This window comes from Chryseobacterium culicis (assembly GCF_002979755.1).
Classification (GTDB): domain Bacteria; phylum Bacteroidota; class Bacteroidia; order Flavobacteriales; family Weeksellaceae; genus Chryseobacterium; species Chryseobacterium culicis_A.
Map to the genome: position 1 here is coordinate 98,370 of NZ_PCPP01000004.1, position 24,841 is coordinate 123,210.

The 24,841-nt window shown below is 33.4% G+C and carries 22 protein-coding genes and 2 tRNA genes; 23 read left to right on the plus strand and 1 reads right to left on the minus strand.

Features of this window, described 5'->3' with window-relative positions:
* Positions 1-46: 46 nt before the first annotated feature.
* The 23 genes from CQ022_RS18750 to CQ022_RS18860 all read left to right on the plus strand — a co-directional run bounded on the left by CQ022_RS18750 (position 47) and on the right by CQ022_RS18860 (position 23,567).
* Positions 47-934, plus strand: a complete 888-nt coding sequence (locus tag CQ022_RS18750; protein ID WP_105683826.1) for a decaprenyl-phosphate phosphoribosyltransferase — start codon at positions 47-49, stop codon at positions 932-934.
* Positions 931-2,250, plus strand: coding sequence for an FAD-binding oxidoreductase (locus CQ022_RS18755; protein ID WP_105683827.1), 1,320 nt, complete (start codon positions 931-933; stop codon positions 2,248-2,250). Before CQ022_RS18750 ends, CQ022_RS18755 begins: the two co-directional genes overlap by 4 nt.
* Positions 2,250-2,975: an SDR family NAD(P)-dependent oxidoreductase gene (locus tag CQ022_RS18760; protein ID WP_105683828.1), complete on the plus strand. Its 726-nt coding sequence runs from the start codon at positions 2,250-2,252 to the stop codon at positions 2,973-2,975. The genes CQ022_RS18755 and CQ022_RS18760 overlap by 1 nt, the downstream gene beginning before the upstream one ends.
* A gap of 4 nt (positions 2,976-2,979) precedes the next feature.
* Positions 2,980-3,567, plus strand: a complete 588-nt coding sequence (locus CQ022_RS18765) for an HAD family hydrolase (RefSeq protein ID WP_105683829.1) — start codon at positions 2,980-2,982, stop codon at positions 3,565-3,567.
* A gap of 24 nt (positions 3,568-3,591) precedes the next feature.
* Positions 3,592-4,059: a hypothetical protein gene (locus CQ022_RS18770; RefSeq protein ID WP_105683830.1), complete on the plus strand. Its 468-nt coding sequence runs from the start codon at positions 3,592-3,594 to the stop codon at positions 4,057-4,059.
* A 2-nt stretch (positions 4,060-4,061) separates the two neighbouring features.
* The gene (locus CQ022_RS18775) at positions 4,062-5,237 is read left to right on the plus strand and encodes a cysteine desulfurase family protein (protein WP_105683831.1); all 1,176 of its coding nucleotides are present in this window, start codon (positions 4,062-4,064) and stop codon (positions 5,235-5,237) included.
* A gap of 87 nt (positions 5,238-5,324) precedes the next feature.
* A complete protein-coding gene (gene trxA, locus CQ022_RS18780; RefSeq protein ID WP_027374941.1) occupies positions 5,325-5,642 on the plus strand; it encodes a thioredoxin in 318 nt (105 codons plus the stop codon).
* 126 nt (positions 5,643-5,768) lie between these two features.
* Positions 5,769-5,842, plus strand: a tRNA-Asp gene (locus CQ022_RS18785).
* Positions 5,843-6,132: 290 nt separating this feature from the next.
* Positions 6,133-8,043 (plus strand): polysaccharide biosynthesis protein, encoded by a 1,911-nt coding sequence (locus CQ022_RS18790; protein WP_105683832.1) that lies wholly within the window; start codon positions 6,133-6,135, stop codon positions 8,041-8,043.
* Positions 8,044-8,381: 338 nt separating this feature from the next.
* Positions 8,382-9,092 (plus strand): polysaccharide biosynthesis/export family protein, encoded by a 711-nt coding sequence (locus CQ022_RS18795; protein WP_228421786.1) that lies wholly within the window; start codon positions 8,382-8,384, stop codon positions 9,090-9,092.
* A gap of 3 nt (positions 9,093-9,095) precedes the next feature.
* Entirely contained in the window at positions 9,096-11,441 is a 2,346-nt protein-coding gene (locus CQ022_RS18800) for a GumC family protein (RefSeq protein WP_105683834.1), read from the plus strand.
* A gap of 53 nt (positions 11,442-11,494) precedes the next feature.
* Positions 11,495-12,790, plus strand: a complete 1,296-nt coding sequence (locus tag CQ022_RS18805; RefSeq protein WP_105683835.1) for a nucleotide sugar dehydrogenase — start codon at positions 11,495-11,497, stop codon at positions 12,788-12,790.
* Between the two features lie 15 nt (positions 12,791-12,805).
* Positions 12,806-13,972, plus strand: a complete 1,167-nt coding sequence (locus CQ022_RS18810; protein ID WP_105683836.1) for a nucleotide sugar dehydrogenase — start codon at positions 12,806-12,808, stop codon at positions 13,970-13,972.
* Complete coding sequence (locus CQ022_RS18815) at positions 13,972-14,985, plus strand: NAD-dependent epimerase (protein ID WP_105683837.1); 1,014 nt, start codon at positions 13,972-13,974, stop codon at positions 14,983-14,985. Before CQ022_RS18810 ends, CQ022_RS18815 begins: the two co-directional genes overlap by 1 nt.
* Positions 14,978-16,231 (plus strand): oligosaccharide flippase family protein, encoded by a 1,254-nt coding sequence (locus CQ022_RS18820; RefSeq protein ID WP_105683838.1) that lies wholly within the window; start codon positions 14,978-14,980, stop codon positions 16,229-16,231. Before CQ022_RS18815 ends, CQ022_RS18820 begins: the two co-directional genes overlap by 8 nt.
* Position 16,232: 1 nt before the next feature.
* Positions 16,233-16,664, plus strand: coding sequence for a serine O-acetyltransferase (locus CQ022_RS23315; RefSeq protein WP_062676395.1), 432 nt, complete (start codon positions 16,233-16,235; stop codon positions 16,662-16,664).
* Positions 16,651-17,649, plus strand: coding sequence for a glycosyltransferase (locus tag CQ022_RS18830; protein WP_105720534.1), 999 nt, complete (start codon positions 16,651-16,653; stop codon positions 17,647-17,649). Before CQ022_RS23315 ends, CQ022_RS18830 begins: the two co-directional genes overlap by 14 nt.
* 62 nt (positions 17,650-17,711) lie before the next feature.
* The gene (locus tag CQ022_RS18835; RefSeq protein WP_105683840.1) at positions 17,712-18,929 is read left to right on the plus strand and encodes a hypothetical protein; all 1,218 of its coding nucleotides are present in this window, start codon (positions 17,712-17,714) and stop codon (positions 18,927-18,929) included.
* A complete protein-coding gene (locus tag CQ022_RS18840; RefSeq protein WP_105683841.1) occupies positions 18,926-19,846 on the plus strand; it encodes a glycosyltransferase in 921 nt (306 codons plus the stop codon). Before CQ022_RS18835 ends, CQ022_RS18840 begins: the two co-directional genes overlap by 4 nt.
* A complete protein-coding gene (locus CQ022_RS18845; protein ID WP_105683842.1) occupies positions 19,830-20,930 on the plus strand; it encodes a hypothetical protein in 1,101 nt (366 codons plus the stop codon). The genes CQ022_RS18840 and CQ022_RS18845 overlap by 17 nt, the downstream gene beginning before the upstream one ends.
* A complete protein-coding gene (locus tag CQ022_RS18850) occupies positions 20,930-22,054 on the plus strand; it encodes a glycosyltransferase (protein ID WP_228421788.1) in 1,125 nt (374 codons plus the stop codon). Before CQ022_RS18845 ends, CQ022_RS18850 begins: the two co-directional genes overlap by 1 nt.
* Before the next feature lie 6 nt (positions 22,055-22,060).
* Positions 22,061-23,248, plus strand: coding sequence for a glycosyltransferase family 4 protein (locus tag CQ022_RS18855; RefSeq protein WP_105683844.1), 1,188 nt, complete (start codon positions 22,061-22,063; stop codon positions 23,246-23,248).
* Between the two features lie 245 nt (positions 23,249-23,493).
* A tRNA-Asp gene (locus CQ022_RS18860) sits at positions 23,494-23,567 on the plus strand.
* A gap of 77 nt (positions 23,568-23,644) precedes the next feature.
* On the opposite strand, the gene CQ022_RS18865 is transcribed toward CQ022_RS18860, so the two are convergent.
* The gene (locus CQ022_RS18865; RefSeq protein ID WP_105683845.1) at positions 23,645-24,826 is read right to left on the minus strand and encodes a phosphatidylinositol-specific phospholipase C domain-containing protein; all 1,182 of its coding nucleotides are present in this window, start codon (positions 24,824-24,826) and stop codon (positions 23,645-23,647) included.
* Between the last annotated feature and the right edge of the window lie 15 nt (positions 24,827-24,841).

Here is a 24,841-nt window from a genome sequence, read left to right on the forward strand (position 1 = left end):
TGCTAGAAACTTTGAATTTATTATTTTTGTATTTGAAATAACATAAATGAAGAAATATTTAAAGCTGCTCCGTGTGGAGCAATGGGTGAAAAACCTTTTTGTATTTGTCCCTCTGTTCTTTTCAGGTAATATTACCAATATAGATCTGCTTCTCAAAAGCATTTTTGCATTTGTTATATTTTCGCTTGCTGCCAGTGTGGTGTATATCCTGAATGATTATAATGATATTGAAGCAGACAAAAAACATCCTGAAAAAAGGAGAAGACCTTTGGCGAGTGGAGCTATTTCAAAATCAAAAGCCATAGGAATTCTTATCGGTCTTATTGTTGTAGATATTGCTCTTGTATTCTTTACAAAACTTTATTTCCATGAGCTACTCTGGAAATTTGCCATCATCATAGGGTTTTATGTGGTCATGAATCTTGCCTATACTTTTAGGCTTAAACATGTTCCTATCATTGATATTTTTATTATTGCCATAGGATTTGTATTGCGTGTACTGGCTGGAGGTTATATTACCGGAATCAGTATTTCGCAATGGGCGATTCTGTTAACGTTTGTGTTGGCATTAGTACTGGCTATTGGGAAAAGAAGAGGAGAGCTTATCAATGCTCAGGTTTCAGGAAAGACAAGAAAAGCACTGGATGGATATAACGTTCAGTTTGCAGATATTGCCTTATCCATTTCTATTACGTTAGCTATTATTTGCTATTTGATGTTTACACTGTCTCCGGAAGTTCAGGAAAGATTTCATGAACGGGTTTTCTATACGGTAATTTTCGTTGTGTTCGCATTGTTAAGATATCTTCAGCAGACATTGGTTTATAACAGGACAGAATCTCCTACAAAAATTGTTTACAGAGACCGTTATATACAGGTTACTCTGTTGCTTTGGGTAGTTACATTTTTAATTCAAATTTATTTTAAGAAATGAAGCCTAATTTCATACAGAAAGTTACAAACTGGGGAAACTTTCCCATAGTAGAGAAGGAAATGAGATCCGAGGACAGTTTCAGAAAAATAAAAGAATTTGTACTCAATCACAACGAAGTTATTGCAAGAGGGAATGGAAGATGTTACGGAGATGCTTCGCTGGGAGAATCTATATTTTCAACAAAAAAATTAAATAAGTTCATCAATTTTGACCGCTTGAACGGGATCATAGAATGTGAATCCGGAGTACTGCTTTCCGATGTACTGGAAATAGCTGTTCCGCAAGGATATTTTCTGTATGTAACTCCCGGGACAAAATTTGTATCAGTAGGAGGTGCTATTGCTTCCGATGTTCATGGAAAAAATCATCATGCAGAAGGATGTTTTTCAGAATATGTGATTGAATTTAAGCTAATGACTGAGAACGGGGAAATTATTACCTGTTCCAGAGAAGAAAATTCAGAAAAGTTTTGGGCTACCATTGGAGGAATGGGACTTACAGGTATCATTCTTACAGCGAAATTTAAACTTAAAAATATAGAATCTGCATACATTCGTCAGGAAAGTATAAAAGCAGACAATCTGGATGAAATATTTAAACTGTTCGAAGAAAGTGAAAACTGGACCTATACGGTGGCCTGGATTGATTGTCTTCAGAAAGGGAAAAATATCGGTAGAAGTATCCTGATGAGAGGTGAGCACGCTTTCCAGCATGAACTTCCCCAGAGCTTTTCAAAAACACCACTACGGTTGAAGAAAAAATTACAGCCTACAGTTCCTTTTTATTTTCCGGGATTTGTATTGAATGCCCTTACCGTTAAAATATTCAACTGGCTTTACTATAAAAAACAGTCTAAAAAAGAAGTGAAAAACTTTATCGACTATGAGACGTTTTTCTATCCTTTGGATGCCATCACAGATTGGAATAAGATCTACGGGAAATCCGGTTTTATACAGTATCAGATGGTGATTCCTAAAGAAACCGGAAAAGAAGGAATGAAAAGAATCCTTGAAACGATTGCCAATAGTGGGAACGGATCATTCTTAGCGGTTTTAAAACTTTTTGGAAAGAACAATCCTCAGGCTTACAACTCATTCCCTGTGGAAGGGTATACACTGGCTCTGGATTTTAAAGTCAATTCAAAACTGAAAAAGCTGGTAGATCAGCTTGATGCTATTGTTCAGGAGTTTGGAGGAAGAATTTATCTTACCAAAGACAGTATGAGCAGATCATCATTAACCAGCTACCTGAAAAATATTCAAAATCCTAAATTTGTGTCTTTACAGCACAAAAGAATCATAAATAATAACTCATAATGATAGTTCTGGGAAGTACATCTGAAGTGGCACAGGCTTTTGTGGAAAAAGCACTTCAGGAAGGAGAAAAGTTTGAAAAAATCTATCTTTTTACCTCAAATAAAGAAACTACAGAGCGTTTTGCTAGACATATTGATGTAAAGTTTCTGCAGCAGGCGGAAGTCATTGAACTGGATCTGACGAAAGAAATTGATTACAATAGATTTGATAATATCAGTTCAAATGTATTATTTTGTGCCGTAGGATATTTAGGAGACGGAACAGAAGAAGGATTGTATGATAATCGAAATACAGAACGTATCATCGATATCAATTATTCAAAATTGGTTCCTGTGATGAATTATTTTGCCCATAAGTTTGAAAGCAGAAGATCCGGAACGATCATCGGGCTTTCATCCGTGGCAGGAGACCGAGGAAGGCAGAGTAATTTTATCTATGGAAGCGCAAAAGCAGCTTTTACAGCTTATTTGAGTGGTTTGAGAAACTATCTTTTTGATAAAAAAGTACATGTTCTTACCATAAAACCAGGGTTTATGGCCACTAAGATGACAGAAGGACTTCCTTTGAATCCGAAGTTGACAGCGACTCCCAAACAGGCCGCTGCGTGTATTTATAAAGCCTTCAAAAAGGAGAAAAACGTGGCATATGTTTTGCCGGTTTGGAGTGTTATTATGATGATTATCAGGAATATTCCTGAGTTTATATTCAAAAAATTAAAGCTTTAAAAAAATGAAAAAATTGTATTGTTTTGATTTTGACGGAACCCTGACGTATAAAGATACCATGTTTATGTATCTTAAATTTTACGATTCTACAAAATACCGTATACAATTTTTAAGACATGTACCCTTGTTTATTCTGCTGAAACTGAAACTGGCCGAAACGGAAAAAGTAAAAAAAAGCTTTATCGGTTCCATTTTAAGAGGACAGACCCAGGAAAAAATCGAACAGAAATCTAAACAGTTTTTTGACCAGCATTATCCTAAAATAGTGAGGGAAAATGCGTTAGACTTTATAAAAAATATCGATAGGAATAATACACAAAGTTTATTGGTAACTGCTTCATTAGATATCTGGGTGAAACCTTTCGCCGATGAACTGAAAATGGAGCTTGTTTCTACGCGGGCAGAGTTTAAGAACGGGGTTTTCACAGGAAATTTTGTAGGAAAAAACTGCAACGGGAAGGAAAAACTGGTAAGAATTAAAGCAGAAATCAACGATTCTAAGTACGATAAAATTATTGCATTTGGGGATACTTCAGGAGATCGGCCAATGTTGAAATGGGCAAATGAGGGACATTACCAATTTTTTCATTAATTTTGGGAGATAAAATTGTAAAAAATGAAAAGCCTGTTAATAGCATGTGCAGTAATTTTTATGAGCTGTGCAAGCACTTCAACTCAGAAATCTTCTGCTGTACAGGAAAATACGGAACTTCTTGTCTCTGAATCTCAGGGAGGAGCTGAAACACCCGGCTTTAAAATCATTAAAGACGAAACAGATTTCCGTACTATTATTAAAGGAAGTTTTGGCATTGCAGACCTGGGGAATGAATCGTATATCAAATACCCGCAGTTTCCAAAAAACAAAAAAGTCGTTTTATACAATTTGGGAACCTTCAGATCAGGGAGCCATAAAATTGAAGAGATCAAAAGTATATCTGTGAAAAACCAGATTCTGTATGTAGAAGTTCCGGCCGGAGAACCCTCAGGCGGAATGGAAATTCAGGTAATCTCCAGCCCTTGGTTTATTTTTACTGTTCCCGCAGATTACAAGTTTACCTCCGTAGAATTAAAATATTCAAAATAATAATGGATAAAGTATATTTAGATAATGCCGCAACCACTCCGCTTGCAGAAGAAGTTATAGATGCAATGGTTGGCACTATGAAAATGAATTTCGGAAACCCGTCTTCAACGCACAGTTTTGGTCAGGAAGCAAAAATCCTTATTGAAAATGTAAGAAGACAGGTTGCAGACTATCTTCATGTAAGTCCTGCTGAAATCATTTTCACTTCCTGTGGTACCGAATCAAACAACATGATCATCAAATCCTCGGTAGAACATCTGGGAGTAGAAAGAATCATCAGCTCTCCTCTGGAACATAAATGTGTTTCTGAAAGTATTCTGGATATGAAAAGCAGAAAAGGAGTAGAGGTGAACTACATCCGTCCCAATGAAAAAGGAGATATTGATCTTGCTAAATTAGAAGAGCTTTTAAAAGCTTCAGATAAAAAAACACTGGTAAGCTTAATGCATGCCAACAACGAAATCGGAAATATCATCAACCTTAAACAGGTTGCCCAACTGTGCAAAGAGCATCATGCTCTTTTCCACTCAGATACTGTACAGACCATGGCTCATATGAACCTTGACTTTTCAGATATTCCTGTAGATTTTGCATCCTGCAGTGCCCACAAATTTCACGGGCCAAAAGGAGCAGGGTTTGCATTTATCAGAAAAGCAACAGGTTTAAAAGGAATTATTACCGGAGGACCTCAGGAAAGAAGCCTTAGAGCCGGAACAGAAAATGTTTGCGGTATCGTAGGGTTAGGTAAAGCATTAGAGCTTTCTCTAAATCATATGGAGGATTATACCCACCATATGCAGGATATCAAAGATTATGCAATTGAAAGACTTTCTGCAGAAATAGAAGGGATTAAATTCAATGGAAGAAGTGCTGAAAAGGAAAACAGCCTTTATACCGTTTTAAGTGCTTTATTGCCTTATAAAAATCCATTAATCGGACTTCAACTGGACATGAAAGGAATTGCAATCTCTCAGGGAAGTGCATGCTCATCAGGAGCATCAAAACCTTCAATGGTAATGATGATGGTGCTTTCTGAGGACGAAATGGATCACTGTACACCATTACGTATCTCTTTCAGCCATATGACGACCAAAGCGGAGATCGATACATTAGTCAATGCTTTGAAAGAAATTTCAAGTGATTACACTATAGAAAAAACTAATGTTGAGCATAGATAGTCTTATGCTCTAAAAATTGTAATTTTGAACATCCGATAAAAGGATTTAAAAGAAAAATAATATTAATTAAAATAAAAGAGACAAAAAATGGCTTTAGAAATTACAGACAGCTCATTTCAGGATACGGTTTTAAAATCAGATAAACCGGTATTAGTAGACTTCTGGGCAGTATGGTGTGGACCTTGCAGAACTTTAGGACCAATCATCGAAGAAGTAGCATCAGATTTTGAAGGTAAAGCAGTAGTTGGGAAAGTAGATGTAGACAACAACCAAGAGATTTCTATGCAGTATGGTATTAGAAATATCCCTACAGTTCTTATTTTTAAGAATGGAGAAGTAGTTGATAAATTAGTAGGTGTAGCTCCAAAAGAGGTAATCGCTGAAAAATTAAGCGCTCACTTATAAAAAAAATAAGTTTGATAATGAACGCCTTCCAGCATTGGGAGGCATTTTTTTTAAAATAATTTGCAGATAACAAAAAAAGTTGTAATTTTGCAACCACGAAAAAGAAACGACGTTCTTTAAAATTATGATCCGGTAGTTCAGCTGGTTAGAATGCCGCCCTGTCACGGCGGAGGTCGCGGGTTCGAGTCCCGTCCGGATCGCAACTGCGATATTAAAGTAGTCAAAATACTGTAAAATAGATATATTTTACAGTATTTTTTTTGTGTTATATGTTTGAATAGAGTGAGTATGAAAAGTCTTTTTCGTAAGCTGTTCAGGGGTTTTGCTTTTTTAACTTTATTCTCAAAATATTTCTGATATGGAAGATTATATTTTGAATAAAAATTAACATGTAATATTAAAATTAATAATAATAATTATTATCTTCGTTTGATAATAAAAACCACCAGGTGTTGAATTAATGAAAATGGGGTTTTAGGTTTATTTGTATATGGGGGATGTATTTAAAATCAGGGAGTTAAGGTATATGCCCAGGTGGTCGGTTTTTCTTATTGATATTTCTGTCATTTTTTTTTCTGTTTTAGTTTCATATTTGCTTTTAAATAGTCTAAAAGTAAAATTTAATTTTGCAGAATATCAAAATGAAAAAATATTTTCCGTAGTTGTTGTGAATGTTTTGTGTATACTTCTATTCAAAACGTATGCGGGAATTATAAGGCACTCTACTTTTTTTGATTTTTTTAAAATTTTATGGTCTTCGGGTAGTGCTCTTGTTGCTATGCTGGGACTTAATTTTATGTCAGAACTGATATTGGGTAAGCCTGTATATTTATACCCTGTTCTTTTTCTGTTTTTCTTTATCTCTATTTTTCTGATGTTCTTTTTCAGAATGGTAACCAAACAGATTTTTGGTATTTTGCTTCCTAAGGAGGTTGCATACAAAGAAAGAATTGCTATTGTAGGGGTGGAAGATACTTCTATTTCATTAGCAAAGGCTATTATTCATAATCCCGACCATCCTTACCGTCTGGCAGGATTTCTTAGCACAAGATCGGATTCTCAAAAAGCGATGTTGCTTGGTCATAAAATTTATAATAAAAAACAATTTTTCAAGAGTGATACTCTGAAAGATCAATTTGATGCGGTTTTAATCAAGGATGTTATGACAAAGCCTGAGATGGAAGAATGGACCAGTCTGGCATTAGATAAAGGGCTGAAAGTATTAAAAGCTCCTGTAGTGAATATCATAAAAGAAGATGATATTGTAGGAAGTATCCGCCCGCTTCAGATAGAAGATTTACTTGATCGTCCGATCATTAAAATAGAAAATGATGAGGTAAAGAGTTACCATGTTCATAAAAATATTTTAGTAACCGGAGGAGCCGGATCTATAGGAAGTGAAATTGTAAGACAGGTTTCTCAGTTAAATTCCTCACTTATTGTTGTTGTAGATCAGGCCGAATCTCCTTTATATGAGCTGCAGCTTGAATTGTTGGAAAGATTCCCTAATCAAATGTTCAAATTTGTATTGGCGGATATTTCGAACTATTCCAGAATGGAAAAATTGTTTGATGATAATCAGTTTTCAATAGTTTATCATGCCGCAGCATACAAACATGTCCCTTTAATAGAAGATAATCCACATGAAGCTATTTTTGTAAACATTGGCGGAACCCAAAATGTAGCACTTTTATCAAAAAAATACAATGTTAATCGTTTTGTGATGGTCTCTACAGATAAAGCGGTAAACCCTACGAACGTAATGGGAGCTTCTAAAAGGGCAGCTGAACTCTTTGTGCAGTCTCTGCAAAATTCTTCACAGAACACAACAAAATTTATTACAACCCGTTTTGGAAATGTACTAGGTTCCAATGGTTCCGTAATACCACATTTCAAAAAACAAATTGAAAAAGGAGGTCCGGTGACGATTACTCATCCTGATATCATTCGTTATTTCATGACTATTCCTGAGGCCTGCGAATTGGTACTTCAGGCAGGAACAATGGGACAGGGAGGCGAAATTTATGTTTTTGATATGGGAAAACCGGTTAAAATTCTGGATTTGGCGGAAAGAATGATCAAATTATCAGGATATACTCCGGGTATTGATATTAAAATTGACTTTATAGGTTTAAGGCCTGGTGAAAAGCTGTATGAAGAACTTTTAACAGATCATTCTACTACTATTCCTACCCATCATGAGAAAATTATGATATCCAGAGATCCACTTATGGAGTTTGAAGAGATAGAAATTTTGTGTAAACAAATTATTCTGTCAGCAATGAATAAAGATAGTTTGCAGATTGTGAGAATATTAAAAACCATTGTGCCGGAATTTATAAGCAATAATTCCGAATTTGAAATTCTTGATAAGATATCTGAATATGAAGTATATGAATAAAATTAAAGAATAAAATAAACAAAAAACTAATATAAAATAATAATTTTGCTGTTTTATTTCCAAACGGAATGAAAATTGCTAGAGAAAGAATTAATTTTAATATACAGATTAAAACAGGCTTCACATCAATAAATCCTCTAATAAATATAGAGAAATATGAGTGGTTAGCTTTCTTACAAGAAATATCTTAAATAAAATTAAGATAAGCTCAAGTAGACTTAGAATAAACAACACAAGTAGATTTAGAATAATAACATATGAATAAAAAGATTATTACATATTTAGTATTGTTGTCGGTTATTTTGTTATCATGCAGACCGAAGCAGAACATGGTATATATGTCAAAACATAACATGGAAGAGGAGGTTGCGAAAGCAAAATTTCAGGGCTTGCATATTCAGGAAGGAGATGTGCTTCTGATTCTTGTTTCCGCACTTGATGAAGTTGCTGTAAAACCTTTCAATCTTAATACAACAAACAAAGTAGGAAGTAATTCTAATACCGGAGTAAATCAATATGTTCAGCCAAGTGAATATTTGGTAAATGAAGAAGGAAATATATATTTTCCTGTAATAGGAAATGTATATGCTAAAGGAATGACTCAGATACAGCTTAAACAGGACCTGGAAACTAGGTTAAAAAGATACTTGACAGACCCTTTAGTTACGATTACCCTGAAAAATTTTAATGTAAGCATCTTAGGAGAAGTAAAGAATCCTGGACAAAAAGAAAGTGTTTCCCAAAAGATCAACATTTTCCAGGCTCTTGGTCTTGCGGGTGATATGACAGATTTTGGAGACCGTACCAATGTAAAATTGATCCGTTCCGGAGATGATGGATCAGATCAGGTTGTTAATGTTGACCTTACAAGATCAGATATTGTAAATTCACCGTACTATTATATGAGGCAGAACGACATATTGTATGTACAACCGGACAAAAACAAACAGGTTCAGGCCAACTCTAATCCGAACAGAGCCCTTACATTCCAGATTATTGGTGCATTACTGACAGCTGGTACACTTATTATTGCTTTAACTCGAAAATAAAATATGCAGCAGATAGAATTTCAGGAAAGTGAAGAGTCTTTAGATCTGAGAAAGATCATTGGAAAGTATTTAGGCAAATGGCCTTGGTTTATAGCATCTGTATTATTATTTATTATCGTAGCTTTTGTATATCTTCGGTATGCTATACCTCAGTATCAGTCTACCACAACTCTAAAATTTGATAAAAAACAATCGGATCTAAGTGGTGCTTTAATTGATCTTGACAATCTTGGGCTTGGATTGGGAAATGCAGACGAGCTTAAAAGTGAAGTTGCTGTAGTAAGTTCCAGACCTATTCTAATGAAGGTTGTTGAAAACCTTAACCTTAATGTACAATATTATAATTCTGGTGAAATAAGGGATTCTGAATTATTCACAAAAGTACCTATCGAAGCCAAAATTATATCCTATAAAACGGATATCAAGAAATTTGTTTCATCCGAATATCTTGTGAAAGAAGTCAGTGGAAATGATTTCGTTTTAGAGGGTATAGATAAGAAAAAAGTAAAAGGCAGTTTCAATAAAAATCTGACTCTTGATTTCGGAACTGTAGTTCTCCAAAAAGTTCCAGGACTTACCTTTAAAGATAAATATAAAATTGTATTCTGGAATCCGCAAGAGAAGGTAAAATCTTTGGAAAAAAAGATTCAGGTTGATCTTCCGGATCAGAAAGCGATGCTTATGGACATTAGCATCATAGGAACTGTTCCTGAAAAATCAGAAGCTATTCTTAATGAAGTAACCAAACAGTATAACCTGGATGGGCTACGAGATAAAAACTTACAAGCTCAAAATACTCAAGAGTTTATTGATAAACGATTAGAAGTTATCTCACGAGATCTTTCTGGCGTTGAAAATCAGAAAGAAGATTTCCAAAACCGTAACCGAATCGTAGACTTGCAGGCGCAGGCGCAGTTGGCGCTTCAAAATACGACCGACAACACAAAACAACTTCTTCAGCAGCAAACGCAGCTAGATCTCCTTAACTCTCTTCAATCTGAAGCTTCAAAAGGGTCTAATCAGCTTATGCCTTCTAATTTAGGATTAAACCCTTCTCTGGAACAGGCAATTTCACAATATAACACTCTTGTTATTAGTAGAAATAAAACTCTGAAGCAGGCGACCAATGAAAACCCTGCTGTGATAGAAATGAATAAAGAAATTTCTTCATTGAAAGAAATTGTAAGAGATAATATAAGTCAGCAAAAGGCTACAATTCAAGCGTCTATTGCACAGATAAACAGTCAGATTTCTGCCAGTAACGGAATGATTGAAAAAGTTCCCGGACAGTCGAAAGTTTACAGAGGTATCGAACGTCAGCAGAATCTTAAAGAACAGCTTTTCCTTTTCCTTTTACAGAAAAGAGAAGAAAACGCAATCAATCTTTCTGTTAATGTTCCGAAAGCTAAAATTGTAAATCCGGCTTATACAATTGATGCACCTGTCTCTCCAAAGAAGATTATAATTCTTTTGGCTGCACTTATATTAGGATTGCTTGTACCTGCAGGAATATTTTATCTTTTCTTTATGTGGGATGATAAAATTTACAATCGTGCCGATATTGCAGAAATTTCATCACTTGGGGTACTCGTAGATATTCCTGCGCTGAAAGACGATCAGAATCACCTTGTACAGAGAAATGATTTCTCAGAATTAGCAGAATCATTCAGAATATTGGTTTCCAATCTTAAATTTGTACTTCCTAAGAAAGATTCGGCGAAAGTCATATTGGTAACTTCTTCAGTGAAAGGAGAAGGAAAAACACTGGTTTCAGTGAATCTTGCTCTGACATTGGGAAGCAAAAACGGAAGATCGTTACTAATTGGTTCGGATGTTAGAAATCCGCAGATACAGAGATATGATGATGAGCGTATTAAGAATACTGGTCTTACGGAATATTTATATGATGAAACGATAAATGTGGAAGATCTTATCCATACTTCCGATACCAACCCTGAATGTGATGTAATTTATGCGGGATCTATCCCTCCAAATCCTCAGGAGCTTCTTTCTAATGGTCGTTATCAGAAGCTTATCAGTGAGATTTCGTCCCGATACGAATATATTGTGATTGATTCCGCTCCGCTGATGTTGGTTTCAGATACATTGAGTATTTCTGATACAGCTGATGCTTCTATATATGTTGTAAGATCAGGAGTATCAAGAAGAATATTAATAGAATTTGCAAATAAACTCGTAAAAGAATCAAAAATAAAAAATGTCTCTTTCGTAATTAATGATGTTGCTAAAAATGTAGGAGGATACGGCTACGGTTACAACTATGGCTATGGTTACGGATATACTGTGGATAAAAAGAAAAATTGGTGGCAGAAACTTTTTAATAAATAATCAAATTAGCTTCAAAAATAAACATAAAATAAAGTAAGAACATCACATATAATATGAATATACAGAATAAAATTGGGATAATAGGTTTGGGGTATGTAGGACTACCTCTGGCTCGTTTATTTGCAACAAAATACGCCGTTGTTGGTTTTGATATCAATCAGGCCAGAATTGCAGAACTTAACAACGGAAAAGATTCCACTTTGGAAGTAGAAGATGAAGTATTACAACCGGTTTTAGTAAAAGAGAATCCCTTTTCAAGCTCATCAAAAGGATTGCTTTGCTCATCTAATCTAGAAGATATTAAAGAAGCTAATATCTATATTGTAACTGTTCCTACACCGGTAGACAAACATAACCGTCCGGATTTAACGCCATTATATAAGGCGTCTGAAACAGTGGGGAAGGTATTGAAAAAAGGAGATATTGTTATTTATGAATCTACTGTTTATCCTGGCGTTACAGAAGAAGAATGTATCCCTGTCCTGGAAAAAGTTTCAGGATTGAAATTTAACGAAGATTTTTTTGCAGGATATTCTCCTGAAAGAATCAATCCGGGAGATAAAGAACGTACTGTAGAGAAAATTTTAAAGGTAACTTCAGGTTCTACACCGGAAGTTGGTAAAAAAGTAGACGAATTATATAAATCTGTAATTGCAGCAGGAACACATTTGGCACCTACGATTAAAGTAGCAGAAGCATCCAAAGTGATCGAAAATTCACAACGTGATATTAATATTGCTTTTGTGAATGAGCTTGCAAAGATATTTAATCTCTTGAATATTGATACACACGCAGTTTTGGAAGCTGCAGGAACGAAATGGAATTTTCTGAAATTCAAGCCAGGATTGGTAGGAGGACACTGCATCGGGGTAGATCCTTTCTATCTTGCCCAGAAAGCGCAGGACGTAGGATATTATTCTGAGTTGATCCTTACAGCAAGAAGACTTAATGATTCTATGGGGCAGTTTGTAGCTTCAGAGGTTGTAAAAACGATGATTAAGAAAAGAATCAACATTACGGATGCCAAAGTGCTGAATCTTGGAATCACCTTTAAGGAAAACTGTCCGGATGTAAGAAATACAAAAGCAGCAGATGTTATTAATGCACTGGAAGACTATTCTATCAATGTGACAACGTATGATCCGTGGGCGAATCCGGAAGAAGTAATGCATGAATATGGTATTAAATCTACAAGCTCTATGGAAGATATTAAAGAGAAGTTTGATGCAGTTGTTCTCACAGTTTCTCATGATGAATTCCTGAATATTGATCTTTCCAGTTATTTAAAAGAAGATGGGGTGGTATATGATGTTAAAGGAATTTTAGAGAAATACGATAATCGTTTATAAAAAAGAAATTAGAAAATGAAAATAGCAGTAGTAGGAACAGGATATGTAGGTTTGTCTAATGCCGTCTTATTGGCCCAGCATAATGAAGTTGTGGCTTTAGATATTGTTCAGGAAAGAGTAGAATTGCTTAATTCTAAAAAATCCCCTATTGAGGATGAAGAGATCAGTACATTTTTAAGTACGAAACCACTTAATTTTAAAGCTACTTTAGATAGAAAGGAAGCTTATGATAAAGCTGAATATATTATTGTTGCCACGCCCACAGATTATGATCCTACAACAAATTACTTCGACACAAGCAGTGTTGAAAAGGTAATAAATGAAATTGCAGAATATAATTCCGAAGCTGTAATTATTATTAAATCTACAGTTCCGGTGGGGTATACTGTAGAGTTAAAAAGCAGACTCAATGTAAATAATGTGGTGTTTTCTCCTGAATTTTTAAGAGAAGGCAAAGCCTTGTATGATAATTTATATCCTTCCCGAATTATTGTGGGGGAACAGAGTGAGCGCGCAAAAATTTTTGCAGAATTACTGAAAGAAGGTGCCATAAAAAAGGATATTCCGGTTTTATTTACAAATCCTACAGAAGCAGAGGCAATTAAATTGTTTTCAAATACCTACTTAGCATTGCGTGTGGCTTATTTCAACGAATTAGACAGCTATGCACAGATCCATGAACTGGATACCCGCCAGATTGTAGAAGGTGTTGGTCTGGATCCAAGAATTGGTTCACATTATAATAATCCGTCTTTTGGCTACGGAGGATATTGTCTGCCTAAAGATACCAAACAGCTTTTGGCAAATTATAACGCTGTTCCTAATAATATTATTCAGGCAATTGTAGATGCAAACAGAACCCGTAAAGACTTTATAGCAGATTCTGTACTTGCCAAAAAACCAAAAAAAGTAGGCGTTTTCCGTCTGATCATGAAATCAGGTTCAGACAACTTCAGAGCATCTGCTATACAAGGTGTAATGAAAAGGATTAAAGCTAAAGGCGTTGAAGTTGAAGTGTTTGAACCGGCTCTTAAGGAAGAATATTTTTTCGGTTCCAAAGTGGTAAAAGATTTAGCGAAATTTAAGGAAGAGTGTGACGTAATTATATCTAACCGTAACACTACTGAACTATCGGATGTCCAAAGTAAAGTGTATACTAGAGATTTATTTGGAAATAACTAATGGAAAAAATATTAATAACAGGTTGTGCTGGATTTATTGGTTTTCATTTATGTGAAAAACTTTTAAATCTTGGCTATGTCGTTGTAGGTCTGGATAATATCAATGATTATTATGATATAAACCTGAAATATGATCGTTTAAAAGAATTAGGTATACATCGATCAGAAGCCGAAAAGGAAAATAATTTAGTTGAATCCTTTACACTTTCTAAATTTAGTTTTATACGTTTGAATTTAGAGGATAGAGAAAATTTGCCGAATCTTTTTAAAGTACAAAATTTTGACTATGTAATTAATTTGGCTGCTCAGGCAGGCGTTAGATACAGCTTAGAAAACCCGATGGCTTATGTTGACAGTAATTTGGTAGGTTTTGTAAATGTATTAGAATGCTGCCGACACAACAAAATTAAACATCTGGTATATGCATCAAGTTCATCTGTATATGGTGAAAACGATAAAATTCCGTTTGGTGAAAACGACCAAGTGGATCAGCCGGTAAGTTTGTATGCTGCAACTAAAAAAGCAAATGAATTAATGGCACATACTTATAGTCACCTATATAAACTTCCAACCTCTGGTTTGCGATTTTTTACAGTATATGGACCTTGGGGAAGACCAGATATGGCACCCATGCTGTTTGCTGATGCTATGACCAATAATAGAGAAATAAAGGTTTTCAATAATGGCGAAATGAGCAGAGATTTTACCTATATCGATGATATTGTAGAAGGAATCATTGTTACTCTTAACCACCCTTCTGATAAAGGTAATTTTTATCAATTATTCAATATTGGAAATGGATCTCCTGTATCATTATTATATTTTATTGAGTGCATGGAAAATTCTTTAGGATTAAAAGCAAATAAAAAAATGATGCCAATGCAGGCGGGAGACGTTGTAAGAACCTGGGCAGACACTACTGAGTTGAATGAATTAGGATATAAGTGTATTGTACCTATAGAAACAGGCGTTTCAAAATTTGTTGAATGGTTTAGTGAGTATACAAATGAATAAGCTAATCAGCATAATTAAAAACAACGAAAAATTGGTAAAGAATTTTTCTTATTTATCAATTATCAAAATTGTAACATTGTTTTTACCGCTTTTTACTTATCCTTATTTATTGAAAACCTTAGGTCAAAGTAACTATGGATTATTAATATATTCTCAGGCGGTTGTTGGATATTTTGTTATTTTCGTAAATTTCGGATTCAGTATTACAACAACTAGAGAAATTTCCCAAAATAGAGATAACTTATCAAGAATATCAGAGATAATATCAGCTACTTACTTCGCTAAAGTTTTATTTTTTGTTATTTCGCTCTTAATCTTGTATTTGTTGAGCATATATATAAATGATATTCATCAGCACTTTTCTTTATTTTTATATACTTTATTATGGCTGGGATTATTTGAAGTTTTTTTTCCAATATATTATTTTCAGGGAGTTGAAAAAATGAAATATATAACGATGATTACTCTTGTCAGCAGGGTGATTTTCTTTATTTGTATTTTTATTTTTATCAAATCAAAAAATGACTATGTACTTTTTCCTATAATAAATTTGGCAGGTTCACTCGTTGGAATTATTTGTTCCCTTTATATTCTTTATAAAGATGGAATAAGATTAATAAAGCCCTCATTTAGAGAGACTATTTATCATATAAAAAGTTCCTATATCATGGGATTGGCACTTGGCTCTAATTCTTTGAAATCAAATTTAAATCTTATTTTAATTAAGAATGTTCTTAGCTTTAATGAGGTTGCTGTATTTGATTTAATTTCAAAGTTGTTAAATATAGCAAATACTGTAATAGATTTAATTAGTCAAACGGTTTTTCCAAAGCTAGCGAAGGAAAAAAATAAAAAATTCTTTTTAAAGCTTTTAAAATTCGTTACAGTAATATCTATAGCCATGACTCTTTTATATATAGCTTTTGGAAATATGGCCATTGATCTTCTTTCAAATAATCAAATAAAAAATGCATATCCTGTTTTGATTTTAATGAGTGTGATGGTTCCTATATATTCCATCGGAACAATGTTAGGAAGAAATTGTTTGAATGTATATGGATATGACAGACATGTACTTTATAGTATGATCATATCAAGTTTCATATATATTCTAGTTTACTTATTACTTAAAACTATTCTAAAAGTAGACTTCAACATATATGTGTTTGTTGGTGTTTATTTATTATCGTTTTTTGTTGATACTTTATATAGATATATTATCTGTAAAAAAGAAAAACTAATTTAATATGAAGAAGTTATATAGAAATTTGATAAAACTGTACCAATATGTGTACAACTTATTTTACAGTATATTTTGCCTTAATAATGTAAGAATTTTTGTTAATAATCACATTACAGTAGGTCTTAAGTATATAAAAAAACAAAAAACAAACTTTCCTCACCCAATAGGAATTGTAATAGGCCAGAAAGTTGTTTTAGGAAATAATTGTACAATATATCAAAATGTTACCATTGGATCTAAAGATACGGCAAACTATAAGACCAGTAAATATCCAACCTTAGGTGATAATGTAACGATATATCCTAATAGTATAATAATAGGTAATGTGACAATTGGAAACAATGCCATCATCGGTGCGGGTTCGTTAGTTCTTACTGATGTAGAAGAGAATTCTATAGTAGCAGGAGTGCCTGCAAAAAAGATTGAAAAAAAATAGTATGGTTAGTGCAAGTGTAATAATGTCTGTTTATAATGAAAATATTGATTGGGTTAAGGAATCAATCGAATCCATTATTCATCAGACTTTTAAAGACTTTGAGTTTTTAATAGTATTAGATAAACCGGATAATATTGAATTAAAAGAATATATACATTCAATTTGTGAAAGTGATAACAGAGTTATTTTCATCATTAATGAATCCAATATAGGCTTAACAAAGTCACTAAACAAAGCGATCAGCATGTCTACCGGTCAGTATATTATCAGAATGGATGCTGATGATATTTCTGTTAAAGATAGGTTTGAAAAGCAAATAGCCTTTATGAACTCAAATAAAGACATTTTAGCTTCAGGCGGTAGCATAGAAAAATTTGGTAATACAAGTGAACTCCTAAAAATAGAGACGGATTCGATAAAAATTTTGGAAAAATTTGTTATTCCCAGTCCACTCTATCCTCCATTACCACATCCTACTGCTATCATTAGGAGAGAGGTTTTTTTTGAAATGGGAGTTCGCTATAATGAGGACTTTTTAGTGACTCAGGATTATGAGTTGTGGAATACTATTATTAAGATAGGAAAGATTGGTAATCTTGAAGATATATTATTAAAATATAGAATAACAGATAATCAAATTACTAGTAATAAAAAGCAATTACAGAGAACAAATAAAAGTAGAATAATAAAAGATCATATAGCGTTTTTTATTAATAAAAATACTAAAGGAAATTATAAAATTCCCTCTAAAATAACAATTAACGAAATCAAAGAATTAAAAGTTTTTCAAGATAGAAGTGAATTATTATTTAGAAATCAACTTACAAATTTTATGATTTGTTATTATCTATCGTTAGATAATTATAGTGTTTCCAGTCTGTTTTATTTCATAACACACGATTTTTTTAATAATAGAATACCTAATTCTCTTAAGAAAACTATAATCTTAAATCATATTAGAAAAAATCCAAAAATTATTCAGTAAAATAAATGAAGTATAAAATATTCTTATATATAATATTATTTTGCTATATATATCCTATATATATGAAATTTTTCCCTATCCCAACCGATAGAATTATTCAAGTATTGGGGTTAGGATTTATTTTTATGGATATTCCATACAGAAAATTAGTTTTTAAGATTAAAAATCTCAGCTCATTTTATTTTGCTTCATTATTAATTTTAATTGTAATACTAATTGTTCAGAACTGGAACTATAGTTCACTTGATCTTTACTATTTTAAAGATCATTTAGATATCTTTTTGTATTTTTTTCCAGCTTATCTTATCATTTATATTTTATATAAAATTAATAAGAATAAAATTGTTAATAATTTATTAGATTCAATTGTTATCCTTGCAGCGTTACAGGCTATTATTTCTTTGGTTTTCTTTTTCGTACCATCTATATTTGATGCCTACACTTCTTTGTTATCTCAAAATGCAAGTCAGGGTTTAACAAGTAGATTAGGACAGGTTGAAAAAAGATTAATAGGTGTTGGAAGTGCTTTTTTTACGGGTGTAATAAAATATGCTGTTGCTTTTTTCATAGCTATTATTCTTCCCTATTTAAAAACTGATTTATATAAAAGAAAAACAATTTATATAATATCCTTTGTGTTAATCATAATTGCCGGATTGATGACAGGAAGAACTTTTTTCGTTGCTATTTGCTTGGGATTAGTTTTATACCTTTTGATTGATCCCCGAAATACCCTTAGACTTATATATAAGGTTATCCCATCAATTCTTGTATTAACAATGGTAATATATTCAATAATGATTTCAATAGGAAATCAAGAGCGTATTGATAGGGTTTTTAATTTTGTTTTTGAATTATTTATTAATTATCAAAAAAGTGGAGAACTTACAAGTTCTTCAACTGAAGGGTCTATAAGTATGTATAAATTTCCAAAGACATTAAAAACATGGGTCATTGGAGATGGAAGGATGCAAAACCCAAATGGTTCATATTATATGGGATCAGATATAGGATATGTTCGAATGATTTTCTATTTTGGGATAATCTTCACTGTACTCTATATGATATATCAGGCATACTTATGTTATTTACTGTCAAAAAAAAGCCCTTCGTGGATCTTCAAAGCATTTTGTTTAATCGTATTATCTTGGATTATTGTTTTAAATTTTAAAGGGTTAGCGAATTTGAACATGTATTTGTTGTTGTTGTTTATTGGGTTAGGTGTTAATAATGTTGTTGCTAAACAAAGTAGCATGATCAAAAATAAAAGTATAAAATGATAATTGATTTTTTAGATAGGGTTTATTCTTCATTAAGATCTAAAGAAAATAAGATCGAATCATTATTTCGGTTTATTATTAGAAAGCTAAGCAATCTGACATTACCACTATATCTTAATCTTACAAAAAAAGATTCAAGGTTGCCATTAGGTGATAAGGAAAATATTATCGTATCACTCACAACATTTCCAGGAAGAATATCCAAATTATGGATGGTTATAGAATGTATGTTACGACAAAGTCTGCTTCCCAATAAAATTGTACTGTATTTAGCAAAAGATCAATTTCCGAATGGGTTAAAAGATATACCGGATAATTTGCTGGGATACTATGAAAAGAAACAGTTAGAAATAAAATTTGTAGAGGAAGATCTCAGGTCTCATAAAAAATATTATTATGCCTTTAAGGAATATCAAAACGATGTTATCATAACAATAGATGATGATATTTTTTATCCATCCAATATCATTAAAGATTTAATGGATTTGCATGAAAAATTTCCTGATACAATTTGTTGTCACAGAGCGCATAAAATCGTGAGAAATGATGATAATACTATAAGCAAATATTCTGAATGGAAAAAAGTCTTCGGAAATTTTGGACCGGCATTTGATCTATTTCACACAAGTGGGGGAGGAACTTTGTATAAGACTAATTTTTTTAGTGAAGAAGTTGTAAACAAAGATGCCTTTGTTAGTTTATGTTTTATGGCAGATGATGTCTGGCTGAATATGATGGCTCAATTAAATAAGACAAAGACCGTGAAATCCAGTTATTTTTCAAACTTAATTCCCATTGAAAATAAAAATTCCCTCTTTAAATTAAGCCAGGAAAACGTGGCAGATGGAGGTAATGATAAGCAGTTACAGAATCTGATTCAAAATTATAATATAAATAATTATGAAATATTTAAGTGATTTTATAAAGCTTAGTGCGTTATTATTATTTAGCTTTTCTTTTGCTCAGCAAAACAGAGTAAGCAGATATAATGCAGATATGCAGGCATCCAAAAGTTTTGGTGTGCAGAAAATGGAACTGTCATCGGTGAGTAAAAATACTTACGATTTCATGGCATTAGGATATTTTATTAATGCAAATAACAATATGTATCTTAAGACAAAAGATAAAAAATACATTGATACTAATATTTCTGTCATAAAACCCATTCTGATTGATACCAATTCAAATACGTCATACCAAAAAAATGGTTGGGTGATGAATGCAGGAAAAGGCAACCAGAATGCAAAAGAGAACGGAAAGGAACATTTAATTTCAGAAGGCTATTTTTTCAGATACATCGGTGAGTTTTTGGATATATTAACCAAGAATAAACTGTATACAAATTATCAGCCGGCGATAGAAAGTGGTTTAAAATACTCCTTCGATAAATGGAAAGCGAGAAGCTTCAGCCAATATGGAGATTATTCATTATTGTTTCATCAGAGACTTCACACAGGAGCAAATTGGGCTGTTGTTGCGTTATATCTGATGAAGTATGACCAATCCAATAAAAATTCATATGCCACATTTGTAAATCAGTTTGATCAGCAGCTGAAAAAAGCATTGGTTTTAAATAAAGGCACAGGTAGCGTTTTGTATTATACGTGGAACAGTACCTATCCGGATACTTTTTGTAAGGCGTTACAGAAAATTAAAAATTATAAACCGGTTGTACAGGATGTATCGCATGGAAATCACGTCGTATTATATTTAATAAAAGCAAAAGAATTGGGAAATGCCAATTGGGCTGACTTTAATTTCAGTTACCTCTGCAATACCTTGAAGCTTAAGATTCTTAAAGGAGATAGTATTGCAGATAATGTAGATGGCACTACAGATCCAAGTGTACAGAATACAGGATGGAAAATATCCGATGGCTGGATGAAACTTATCTATTTTGATGCAAGTTTATATCCATTAATCGAAAAAAACCTTACCAATTACAGTAATAAAATTAGCAATTCTGCTTTAGAGCTGCAGTTTAATTCAATTTATCCATAATGATACTTCACATTACAAACGATTACTCAGGATCTACAGTTTATAAAAATTTAGTGAGGGAACTGGATAATAACGGGGTAGAGCAGATTGTATATAATCCATTTCGGGAAGTTTCCAGAATAGGGAAAAATAAAATAGATTTTAAAAATACCCGCTCTCAGATTATCTACAGCCATATTTTATCAAAATATGCAGATAGGGTTTTGTATAAGAAAAAAATTAAAAAAATAGTACAGGACATTGAAGCAAAAATAGACCTCAAGACTGTCAGATTTATTCATGCTCACACATGGTACAGCGATGGTGGAGTAGCATATGAGCTTCATAAAAAATATAATATCCCCTACATATTGGCCGTACGGAATACGGATCTTAATGTGTTTTTGAAATATTTTCTGCACGAAAGAGGCTATGGTAAAAAAATACTTCAGAATGCAGATAAGATCATAACCATTTCGGCAGTCTATAAAAAAAGAATGTTGGAAGATCCCCGCCTGTCTCATATCCTGAACGATCTACAGCAAAAAGTAATGGTGATCCCAAATGGTGTAGATCCTTACTGGATAGAATCAAGAGTTGAGAAAAGGAAAACTGTAGAGAATGAAAAAAGCATTCGGTTGCTTTATATAGGGAAATTTAATAAGGGGAAAAATGTCTTCAACCTTATTAATGCTGTTAAGAATCATAATCACAAAATTCAGGATAGGATAAAATTAACACTGATTGGAGGAGGTGGAAATGATGAGAAAAGAATCCTGGATTCTATTAAAAACGATCATTCCTTTGAGTTTGTAGGAAAAGTAGACAGCCTGCCCGTTTTAAAATCCTACTATGAACGGAGCGACTTCTTTACAATGCCTTCCAAAGCGGAAACCTTTGGCTTGGTCTATATAGAAGCGCTTCTGCAGGGTTTACCGGTCATGTACACGCAAAATGAAGGAATCGACGGTTTTTATGATGATTCTATCGGGGAAAAAGTGGAAGATACTTCTGTTTCTGCAATCGAACGAGGGCTTGAACGTTTAATCCAAAAAGGGAATCATTATAGTTTTGATATTGAACAATTGTTAGAAAATCATGACTGGAAGAAAATAGCTGAAGTATACCAACAATTATATACATAAAAAATAATGAATATATTATATATCCACCAATATTTTGTAACTCCTCAGGAACCTGGAGGAACAAGGTCATATTGGCTGGCACAGGAACTTATTAAAAACGGGCATAAAGTCACCATGCTCACCTCATCATCCAAATTTTCAGAGGATATTAAAGTTGTACAAGTTGATGGTATTGAAGTCGTTTATATAAAAGAAGACTACGACCAGAATATGAGTGTTTCCAGAAGGTTAAAGGCTTTCTTGAAATTTATGTACAAATCGTCTGTGCTAGGATTGAAACAGAAAGATATCGATTTGGTGATTGCTACATCTACTCCTCTTACAATAGGTATTCCGGCACTTATATTGAAGTGGTTTAAAAATAAACCTTTTGTTTTTGAAGTAAGGGATCTGTGGCCGGAGGTACCCATACAGATGGGCGCCATAAAAAATAGTTGGACAATAAAAACGACTCGTCTGCTGGAAAAAACGATTTATAAAAATGCTTCCCGTGTTATTGCACTTTCTCCCGGTATGCAGGCTGGAGTTGTAAAATATATTCCCAAAGAAAAAACATCAATGATTCCTAATATGGCTAAAATGGATGAATTCTGGCCAAGAGGAAAAAACGATCAATTGATGGAAAAGCTAGGCTTAAAAAAAGATTCCTTCAAAATAGTTCATTTTGGGTCTCTGGGATTAGCAAATGGAGCTCATTCAATTATTGAATCCGCCAAATTATTAAAAAATAGAGAAGATATAGAATTTTTGTTTGTAGGAGGTGGTTCTACCGAAAATGATTTGGTAGAGGAAGTAGAAAAAAACAATCTTAAAAATGTGAAATTTCTCGGAAAGTTCCCTATGAGTGACGTATCTGAGATTGTCAATTTTTCGGATGTTTCTGTGATTTCCTTTTTGGATCTCCCGATTTTGTATACCAACTCTCCCAACAAACTTTTCGATTCGTTGTCTGCAGGAAAACCGATTATTGTAAATTCTGCCGGATGGACGAAAGATATAGCTGAAAAATACCATTGCGGATATTATGTAAACCCAAACCGTCCGGAAGAACTTGTACAAAAAGTACTTTATCTGAAAGACAATCCTGATGTGGTAAATGAAATGGGGCAGAATGCAAGGAAATTGGCTGAAACGGTTTACGATAAATCTATTTTGTGCAAAAAATTTGTTGAAGTTATCGAACAGACAGAATAAATGATCAGTAAAAAGAATTTTGTACATAAGTGTAAGTAGGTATTTGTTCAATCATTTTTTAATGCTAAAACTACCTGAATTTTGAAGAATAATCTTTTAAAAAGCTTTTAAAGTAGGATATTTTATTTTTTTTGTATTTGACAATCTGAACCTTACAAAAGCTTTGAAAGAAAAGGAATAGGTTTCTTTGGAAAAGCTAAAAAAAGCTATATATTTGCACCAGTTAAAAACAACGCTTTTTAATTGATCCGGTAGTTCAGCTGGTTAGAATGCCGCCCTGTCACGGCGGAGGTCGCGGGTTCGAGTCCCGTCCGGATCGCAAAAAGTCTTCTAGAAATAGAAGACTTTTTTTATTTATACTTAGAAAGAAAAAATTTATAAATAGATCTTTACTATTTATTTACACGGAGAGTTTAAAGGATTATTAAGATAATCTTTCCCCTGAGGAGGTTGTACAAAATAAGGCGTTCCATAGGTGTTTCCGGATCGGAAAAAATCAGTTGAAATAACCTGGGCACCACTGCTGAAAGCAGCCTTAGATCTTGTAAAATCATTAGTTTTAGCTTCATAAGTTTCAATGTCAGATCGTGTTCTTACCATATAACCTTGTTTTACCAGATTTTGTATTTCTTTCTGTCTCACGATTGCGTTATCTCTCAATATAAATCCGGCAAAAGAATCATCAGGTTCACTGTTCAAAAACATCACTCTTTCCTTTAATGATCCATCAATGAGATAGGGATTGTTTTTAGAAGATAAGGTTCCTGCACTACCGGGAAGCAGCATGAAAATGAATTTCCCTTTACTGTCATTAAGCTTTGGCCAGTTGTTGTGGGTTACAGCTTCTTTAAGGGTCTTGTATTTACCCTGAACTTCTTTTGGGGTGATGATTTTATCCCTTCCCAGATAGTGTACAATTTCTTCATCCAGCTCATCATAAACTTTTTTATCAAAAGGGAGTACTTTTGTACTGTTTTCAAGAATAGGAAAACCGGAATCCTTAGCTTCAATCATCATGAAGACTGGAGTGTGTTCCGGATGTTGATCAGACCATGTTTTAAGAGTTGTAAGCGCATCTTTTAAAGTAGGATAGTGCGTTCTGAAATCTATATCTGCCATATGAAGTACTTTGAATCCCGGCTTATTGAGTCCTTTGGTATTGAATGGAGCCAGATCAGTGATTCCTTTGGCTTTTAATACTTCATACGTTGCCGGATGGCTGAATCTGCTGCCTTCAGGATCATAATAAACATCTATTTCCAGACCTCTCAGATTGGCGTTGAGCTGCTCTGTGAAGTCAGGATGATTATAGTTTAATCCCTCTTTCATATCCATTCCGTAAGGATGATACTCTTTAAATTTTGCTTTTTGCTCCTCAGACATCATGCTGCTGTATTTTTGCATCATTCCGTTGATGATAGGAGCTACCAGATCCAGTACTTTTGGATCTGCCGGCTGGGCATAAGAATTGTGAGTTCCCAAAATCTGCAGCTGATTGATTCTTACATTCTGGCATTTATCCTGTGCCTGTACCAGTGCTGTCATACACAATGCAGCTCCATATATATACTTTTTCATATGAATAAAAAACTT